The organism is Aporhodopirellula sallentina SM41 (assembly GCF_000346505.1).
Classification (GTDB): Bacteria; Planctomycetota; Planctomycetia; order Pirellulales; family Pirellulaceae; genus Rhodopirellula; species Rhodopirellula sallentina.
The window spans coordinates 1-8,248 of record NZ_ANOH01000179.1; the positions used below are offsets into that span (position 1 = coordinate 1).

General features: G+C 52.0%; 7 protein-coding genes. 4 read left to right on the forward strand and 3 right to left on the reverse strand.

The annotated features are described in order from the left end of the window. The coding region (locus tag RSSM_RS11555; protein ID WP_044302343.1) for a type I restriction endonuclease subunit R at positions 1-1,612 on the forward strand (1,612 nt) is incomplete at its 5' end. A gap of 416 nt (positions 1,613-2,028) precedes the next feature. On the opposite strand, the gene RSSM_RS11560 is transcribed toward RSSM_RS11555, so the two are convergent. Further along, positions 2,029-3,060 carry a hypothetical protein gene (locus RSSM_RS11560; protein ID WP_044302344.1) on the reverse strand — a complete coding sequence of 344 codons (1,032 nt, stop codon included), beginning with the start codon at positions 3,058-3,060 and terminating at the stop codon, positions 2,029-2,031. 1,041 nt (positions 3,061-4,101) lie between these two features. Here RSSM_RS11560 and RSSM_RS11565 point away from each other — a divergent pair. Beyond that, entirely contained in the window at positions 4,102-4,755 is a 654-nt protein-coding gene (locus RSSM_RS11565) for a type I restriction-modification system subunit M N-terminal domain-containing protein (protein WP_008678417.1), read from the forward strand. Between the two features lie 232 nt (positions 4,756-4,987). Here RSSM_RS11565 and RSSM_RS11570 read toward each other — a convergent pair whose 3' ends face one another. Continuing rightward, a complete protein-coding gene (locus RSSM_RS11570) occupies positions 4,988-5,782 on the reverse strand; it encodes an RES family NAD+ phosphorylase (RefSeq protein WP_008678418.1) in 795 nt (264 codons plus the stop codon). Positions 5,783-6,042: 260 nt separating this feature from the next. Next, the gene (locus RSSM_RS11575) at positions 6,043-6,762 is read right to left on the reverse strand and encodes a hypothetical protein (protein WP_044302347.1); all 720 of its coding nucleotides are present in this window, start codon (positions 6,760-6,762) and stop codon (positions 6,043-6,045) included. Positions 6,763-7,090: 328 nt separating this feature from the next. Here RSSM_RS11575 and RSSM_RS11580 point away from each other — a divergent pair, with 328 nt between their 5' ends. Beyond that, a complete protein-coding gene (locus tag RSSM_RS11580; protein ID WP_044302348.1) occupies positions 7,091-7,474 on the forward strand; it encodes a hypothetical protein in 384 nt (127 codons plus the stop codon). 37 nt (positions 7,475-7,511) lie between these two features. Further along, positions 7,512-8,248: hypothetical protein (locus RSSM_RS11585; protein ID WP_008678424.1), on the forward strand; the 737-nt coding region annotated here is incomplete at its 3' end.

Here is an 8,248-nt window from a genome sequence, read left to right on the forward strand (position 1 = left end):
CCTGCCGAAACCCTTCCACGTTTACTCGATGCAGCAAGCCATCGAGGAGGGGTTCATTCTGGATGTTTTGCGGAACTACACGTCATATAAGCTGGCGTTCAAACTGGCAAACAAAGGAAAAGAGTGGGATGAGAAAGCCGTTGAACACGCCGAAGCGATGAAGGGATTGATGCGTTGGGTACGCCTGCATCCCTACAACATCTCGCAACGAGTTCAGATTGTCGTGGAGCACTTCCGGGAAATGGTCACGCCCTTGCTCGATGGGAAAGCCAAGGCGATGGTGGTCACAGGTAGCCGACTGGAAGCCGTCCGATGGCAAATTGCGATCAACAAGTATATCGAGAGCCAAGGGTACGACATCAAGTCGCTGGTCGCGTTCTCTGGGGAGGTCAATGACAACGAGTCGGGGCCTGAACCATTCAAAGAGACCAGTACGGAGATGAATCCGGATCTGAAAGGACGGGACATCCGTGAGGCGTTTCGAGGCGATGAATATCAGATCTTGCTGGTGGCGAACAAATTCCAGACTGGGTTTGACCAGCCGCTGCTATGCGCGATGTACGTCGACAAGAAGTTGGCAGGTATCCAAGCCGTGCAAACACTGTCGAGATTGAACCGATGCTATCCAGGCAAGGACACGACCTATGTGCTGGACTTCGTCAATAAGCCGGATGACGTGCTAGCTGCATTCAAGACCTACTACACAACGGCTGCGTTGGAAGGCGTCACCGATCCGAACATCGTTCTGAATTTGCGGACGAAACTCGATGAATACGGATTCTACGACGAACATGAAATCGAACGTGTCGTTGCCGTCGAGCTGAATCCTGGCGCCAAACAAAAGCAGTTAGAGGCAGCGATCACGCCGGTTGCCGATCGGCTGTTGAAGCAATTTTTGGCTGCCAAAAATGCGTTCAAGGAAGCGGAGTCTGATAAAAACGAGGCTGCAGCCAAAGCGGCAAAGGACAAAATGAACGTTCTGCTGATGTTCCGTGCAGACGCTGCCACATATCAGCGGGTGTATTCGTTTCTCTCGCAGATCTTTGACTACGCCAACACCGACTTCGAGAAGCGATCGATCTTCTTTAAGTATCTGTTGCGACTTCTGAAGTTTGGGCGAGAGCGAGAGGGAGTGGATTTATCGGAGGTTGTCCTGACGCATCACAATCTCCGAAACAAGGGCAAGCAAAGGATGAAGCTTGCTGGCGACAAGTACCCCGAACTGTCTCCGTTGTCGGGAGTAGGGACCGGCGAGGTTCGCGAACCGAAAAAAGCCTATCTGAACGAAATCATCGAGAAGGTAAATGATCTGTTCAAAGGAGACCTGTCAGAACAAGACAAGCTCATCTACGTGAACAATGTATTGCTGGGCAAGCTATTGGAATCTGAGAAATTGGCGCAGCAAGCCAGCAGCAACACGAAGTCACAGTTCGACAACTCTCCCGACCTGGACAGTGAGATCATGAATGCGATCATTGAGGCGCTCGATGCTCACACTGAGATGAGCAGCCAAGCTGTCAACTCAAGAGCTGTATTCGAAGGGCTGAAGGAGATCCTGACCGGGCCATCACGCCTCTATGAGCTACTCAACGAACAGAATTCAGCGTCTTGATCGCGGGTTCTCTGCGTGAGCGTGTAGCGGAAAACGGGAGGCTACACATCGGGGATGTAGCTGGTACCTGAAACCATTGTCAGGCGATTGTTCTGTCTCGTTTGAGGTTGGCCGGTCTTTTGCATCGACGCAAAGTAGATGGCGGCTTAGTGGTCGTTGATTGACGAAGAATATAGCGTCCGATCATGACGGATGCGCTGACGATTCCTTTTGGAAATGTTATTCGCGATCGCCCACTAAGTCACCAGCTTCTGAGCCTTCCTGTGTTGTCGAGTGGGAAAGCCAGAGCTTGATGCAATCGCACAAGGGACGAGACGTCACTTCCGCAGCAGATTCAGCCACACTGTCAGAAATGCATCCGCTGACTTTTGCGTTACAAATCCTCGACAGCCGCTCGTTCATGGAACGCCTTTGATTTACCTCTTTGGGTCGTTAACGATCGCTCGATTTTCTGCGGAATTGAAATAGCGAAGGTCATATAAACGTTCAGCGATTTTGTTTGCTCGGCGTCCCAGCTCGTCTTTGCGTGTAAGAACAGAATTGTCCGTAGGGTCTATTCGATTTGCTTCGGATTCGAGGTATTCGAGTTCAAGCAGCAAGTTTTTTCGCTCAAGTTGCCACCTAGCAGGTGATGGGTGATCCGGTATGACTGCATTGCGTTCACCTGCGAATATGGCAAATGTGATTACGGGGACCGTCAGGAGGAGCATGACTAATAAAGTTGCTAGTGTTGACCTCAACTGGGAATGTCGCTTTCGCGGTGAATCACTCCCCACCTTCTTTGCAGTGTGAGTGTCACAGTGCGCTTCTGATGTTTTGTCAGCCCGATGTGTTTCGACGGTTCTGCACGTGGATTGGGCGATATCGAAGTGATGCGTCAACACTTGCTGCCTTGTAGATAGCCCACCGACAGTGAGATTCTTGGAACAATGAATCCGCACACCATCTGAAACGAACGTAAAATTAGATAAGGTTCCATGAACTGCACTTACTCTCTCGGCGTTGATTATGACGCGCACTCCCGCCTGTCGTTTAAACCAGCGTTTCGGTCCCATTGCCTCGATGGCAAACACTTTTCCCATGGGATGGGTGTAGCTGTTGTTCATGAAATTGTCTATGTCACGCTGTTCATTATTTCGAATATCTATTAGAGATGCAGCGCTAGATAGATTGCAGTAGTCGTAGAGTAGATCCCATACGTTGTTTGACGCCTCGTCGCCCTCCAGATGAATTTGAACCCAGTCCCGATCGAACCCATCTGGGTCAGTTGCCGCGAGGTTGCGAAGGAAAGAATCTACAATGCCGCATGCCTCGCGGCGTTCCGGCGTATCGAAGAAAGTCTTTGCTTGCCAGCGAATGTCTTTCTCTGCCAACGCTAATTGTTGGGCTTTGTCGGTTCGATGGTGCGTCATGAAGACGTGCTTTCCGGCAATTGTGTAGTAAGGCATCTGCGACCTCCGGGGACTGAATAATTGGTCGTAGGGGGCGTTCCCGATGGACGGGTAACCTATTCGCATTTTATTCGCTTTCCCGGTCAGGGGGGCGTGTTGCTTACGCGACGTAACTTGCCACCTGCCTCCAACAGATCGGCATGGTTACTTTAAGTGAGATCCATTACCTTCCACTGGCGGACGTCGCTTATCGGGTCTGGCCTTCATGAGTGCTCTTGGAGAGTGAGCGCTAAAACACTTTGTTACAGTCTGTTTAAATGCCGATCCCGCTTTCATTTGGAGGGGGCGCGTACGAGCCAAGGTCGGTTATGTGAAAGTACGGAAGTGTACGAACGCGAGATAAGTAGCCATCGCTTCCGAACAATACCGGGGTTCCGGGGCAAAAAACGATATTCGGTTTCGAGAGAGTGGGACTCCTATCGGTATTCTCGGTTTGTTGCCGCAAGCATACCTCAGGACTGCACGCCTCGCCTGCGGTTCATGCGACAGCCTCTTCGCGTCTCGCGATGTGCGGCCAATGTCCGAACTGCAATGCGATCGCCCCACGATCGTGTTGGACACCTGGTCCTGGGTTGCAGTGTTCGTCATCCGACTGTTCTGTAAGAATGTCCACCATGATGGGCAAATTGAGCTGGTGGTACCTTCGGTCAACTCTCGACGCGGAACCAGTGTGTGCAAATCGGAACGCATCGTAGCAACACGCGTGCCTCGTTCATGTCTTCTACCGCGTTGTCACTTAGGGAATCCGGGATGCATGGGTCTGCTGCTGGGGCAGCAGCTTAAGGCCGCTCTGTATCACCTTGTTGCATGTCCAGCATTTTGCGAAATCTAGCCATCGCGGGGAGCAGAGGTGACCTAGGTTCAGCTTTCCAGATCAGCAGACGCTGCCGCAAACCAAATCTTGTCTGCCGCCCCCTCCCGTGTCCGATACACGCACCATCCCGATGTGATTGAAATCTTCACTTTGAGTGTGAACGCTCGATTGTCAAGAAGTAGCCAGTCCCTGCATAGGCAAGCATGGGCACAAGGAGGTTTAACGTGATCACGAGCGACATCAAGAGCAAGATCGACAAGATCTGGGCTGCGTTTCGGACGGGCGGAATCCCGAATCCGCTGGATGTGATCGAGCAGATCACTTACCTGTTGTTCGTCAAACGACTCGAAGATCTGCACATACTCGAAGAGGACAAAGCGAACCGGACGAAGAAGCCGATGGCAGATTATCTGTTGAGCAACGAAACCAGGGCGTCCGGTGTCGGCCGCCGGAGCGAGATGGTGCGAAACGTCGCCGGCCTCTTTGATCGTCCCGAGGGCTATCGCGCGAGGGCTGATCCGAAATCGCCTTCCAGAGTGGTGGCTGCGGAGCGAATGTATCGTTTTGGGGACGACCGGAAACCTCGTGGAGCAGTTGACCAAAGCCCCCAACCAACTGACGCCAGTCGTCTTCCGACTAACTCAGTCGACGAACTACCGGAGGAAGCGTCTTCGGCGTGCTATCCGACTTGCCAGCCCGCTGGTGACGAGCTGTCCAGTCCAGCAGCTCGAAGTACTCGGGTTGACAGAAGGGAAGGAAGCCGCTGTCGCCGTACCGAGTCGGTGCTGATTGGTACGAACGTACTCGTTCGTCGAGCGGTAACGGGCACAGAAAGCGATCGGGATGCTTGCGAATGGGCTCGGCTCTGGGACAGTTGAGGCGATGTGCGTTAACGCGACGAAGGACGCCTTCGATTCGCTTCCGCAATGAACTGTGATCGCTGTTTTCAATCGTCTTGGCATCGCAGCTCGAATGGGATCGAGGTCCACATACGCACGGCAGGCGATCACGCTTGTCTCGTCGAGTAGCCGAACGCCTTGAATCGCTGTTTAAAGAAGCGTCCCCAGGCGCTGTCTAAACGGTTGCGGACGATGATTTCGAGTAGTTATTTCACTGCGATTTATGGCCGTCGAAATACTGGCAGGGTGCTGGAGTGCACTCGACGTTTAGCCGTTTGACTTCCACAACCCAGCTATCAACCGGCTGCATGTTTTCAAAGTTGAAAATCGCGTAGTTGAAGCCAGCACTATTGGCCTCACTATCATCAATGATGGTAGAGCTTCGATACCGGATACCGTCAAAGCCAAGCGACTGAAAATGAGCTGCTAGTCGCTGAGTGGCGAGGTAACCATCGCCGTCAATTCTCGTTGACACAGGTGTGGAGAAAGCTCTTGCGATGTCGTCCCAAGCAGCGGCATGGAATTGGGCGGGCGTCACTCGCTTGTCTCGGTGGTCATGCTGACGCGCTAGAAGGTCGAACGTCAGGCTGACGCCTCTTGGAGTAGCCAGATCAACCAGTTTCAGTGGGTCATTGGTCGTGAACTCGGCGATTGAAATCTCTTCCCCAAACCAGGGTCGCAGTTCCCTTACCGCAATACCGACTGCGTCGGCCGCGTACAGCACGGGATCGCCTTTGCGGTTCGCCCTACCTTCGCCGACTTCCCCGTTCGGTTTTAGGCGACCACTCGGGTGCGATTGAACATAGATCCCGTCAGCATTGGGACGCTCGCAGCCACGGACCGCACGGAACAATTCGCCGCGAGGCTTCATGGTGAATATACGGCTTTCAACAGTCGCTGCAACTGCGTTCAAGAAACCAGTGGTGTGTTTGTCGACGACGCCTTGGCGAATCGCCCACTCGAAACGGCCATAGCAACAAAGACCAAACATGCTTTCAAACTCCATAAACAGCGACTCGCCAGTTAGAGCGAGCCGCCCACCAGACGATGAGGCAAATCGCCATGCGGCGAAAAGTATACCAATGGGATCTAAACACCGTCTTTATCTCTTCTTGCCCAGGTTCTCAGAAGTGAGTTTATCCGAGGCAAGCTGGGGTTTCGCCGCTATCCACGTCCGGCCATATGAACTTTGGCTTCGTGCGGGCGGTTGATGCAACCGACCTCGAAGGTGTTGTTCAAATCCGCATAGGTTAGTTGTCTACTTCGCTAAAGAGAGGCGATCGCCTGCTCAATACCGTCAGAGACTTCATTCACGTCTTCAATGACCACTTCTTCCATCTCCGCCGCGAGCGAGATTAACTCAGCAATGTGGCTGGCAAGTGCAATCCGAAGGTTGACAGGGAAGCTGTCAATCGCCTTCACCTGAAAGTGCGTCTTACCACAGATGTCGTTAGTTAGCTTCCCCAACGATCTTTCGCCGGGCGTGAACTCAACGACTATTCGGCCTTCGATAAAACGCAGTTCAGCATTCTGTTCATCGAGCTCGATCCGCTCCGGTTTGTGAGACCTGCTCTCAAACAAGGAGCTGACATCAACAAAAGTGCGGTCAAGCGATGCCCCGGGCATCTTTGCCAACCGGTCCTCGGCGGATTTCAGCAGGGAATTAAGTCGATCGAGCGCACACTGCAGCAGTTGAGAAGCAACCATGGGTTTGGTCTCCGAAAGTTGGCGATCAGCCATTAATAGAAGTCCATTCATCCCTTTCACCGGATGGTGGACGTTAAAATATTCGACACGACGTTTTTCACAACGACGCACGCCGAATAGGGAGATATTAGCATTAATCACGCGGAAGACAAGACAGTAATTCACTGCCAGTGTTGGCATGCGGGTTTGGTGCATCGCTGGTCCTTTGTGTCCGGCATCGCAGCTCGACAGGCTCAAAACGATGACAGGCAAATAAAACCGCCCCATGAGGTATTGCAAGCAGGTTGATGTTCCGGTCAGGAATTCACAAACGGGCTCCGGCGGCCGACTCTGGAAAATTCCCCGGTCGATGAAACCGGATGGAGCTAGCCGTCTCGGCGGAAGGGTTATCGGCGGTGCACGAATCAACGCAGACGCGGTTCGCTCTGAAATGCATCTTCCAACCCTATTGTGTGGTCCGGTGCTTCTGGCTAAGGGACCTTCGCACGGACTCATTCGTCAGTAGACGTCCGTTTCCGATGATCTCGGCTAGGTTTCGCAACGTGCATCTTGAGTGTAGATTACTGTACCTCGATTTGTTGTCAGGTCTCTTACAGAGAATGTCTGAATGAATGAAATAAAGATGCGAGTAGTGTGTGCCAATCCGGCGAGTTCTAGTGATGTTCGTTCAAGAGTTCTTGAGCTCCAAGCTCCAGAAGGATTGAAGATAAATCGCCCTAGAGAGTCGGGGTTTGATCTTGAGGCAAATTGGTTCGAGCTCTTCCTGATCGCAACTTCAAGTCGTGTCGCGGCGATAGCGATTGTCGACTATCTGCGATCAGTCTTTTCGCGCGAGAAACCGGATTCGCGCGACGACGCAGAAGCTCGGGTAGAGAGAATTGAGATCACCGTCAATCAGCGTGTTATTGTTGTTGACAATCGGGAAAGCCTCACAAGTGAACTCGAAAGCACAATTAGAGCCGAACTAACAGAAGATGACGAAGGAGAGTAGCAAATATGACCTAACGTCTCATGGGCGATACACGCACATGAGTCTTCTCGTCTCACTAGATTGTGATTTCGAGGATTATGATCGCCTGTCGAAACAGTTTGTTTCAGCGGAGAGCTGGAATTGCCTCAACGACGCTCAGAAGCAACTGTATCTCACCATTCGCCACGAGCAAGATCACCACAGATTGCTTAATTCAACCGTTGTGGGAAGCTTTCTCTGGCTACTAGATCAAATTGTCTATCGCGATATCGTCTATCTCACGGGTCGTGTTCATCAAGTAGACATTTATTCGCCCCCTTTTCACTTGGTCTTGGCGGATGATACGAAGCGTGAGTTTGTTATTTCAGAACTTGGCCCGACGATCGGCAAGGTATTAGACGACACTTTTGAACAACTCGAGCGACTGCTAGTAATTCGGGAAGTGCTGGTAGGTCGAAGATCTTACCTCACGTATCGGGAACTATTGTGTGGCGATTTTGCTGAGCAGTTCAACGCTGCTTTGGCATATATGGCATTGCGACTCGGTGTTGAAGATCCTCCGCAATTTCGCTGCCGTAATCCACGGGAGTTAGTGTTCGCTGAAGGTGAACGCTACAACGTGCGTGACATGGTTGAGTGTCACGCAATTAACATGGAAATTGGTGCGGCGCAACACCACAACGACCAGGGGCAAATCCGAAGACTTCTGGAACGCACGGAAGCTGGTTCTCACGCAAACCTGTTTTCGACTCTTCAAAGCAGTTTTCCATTTGATAACCTCTGTGGTCATTCCAC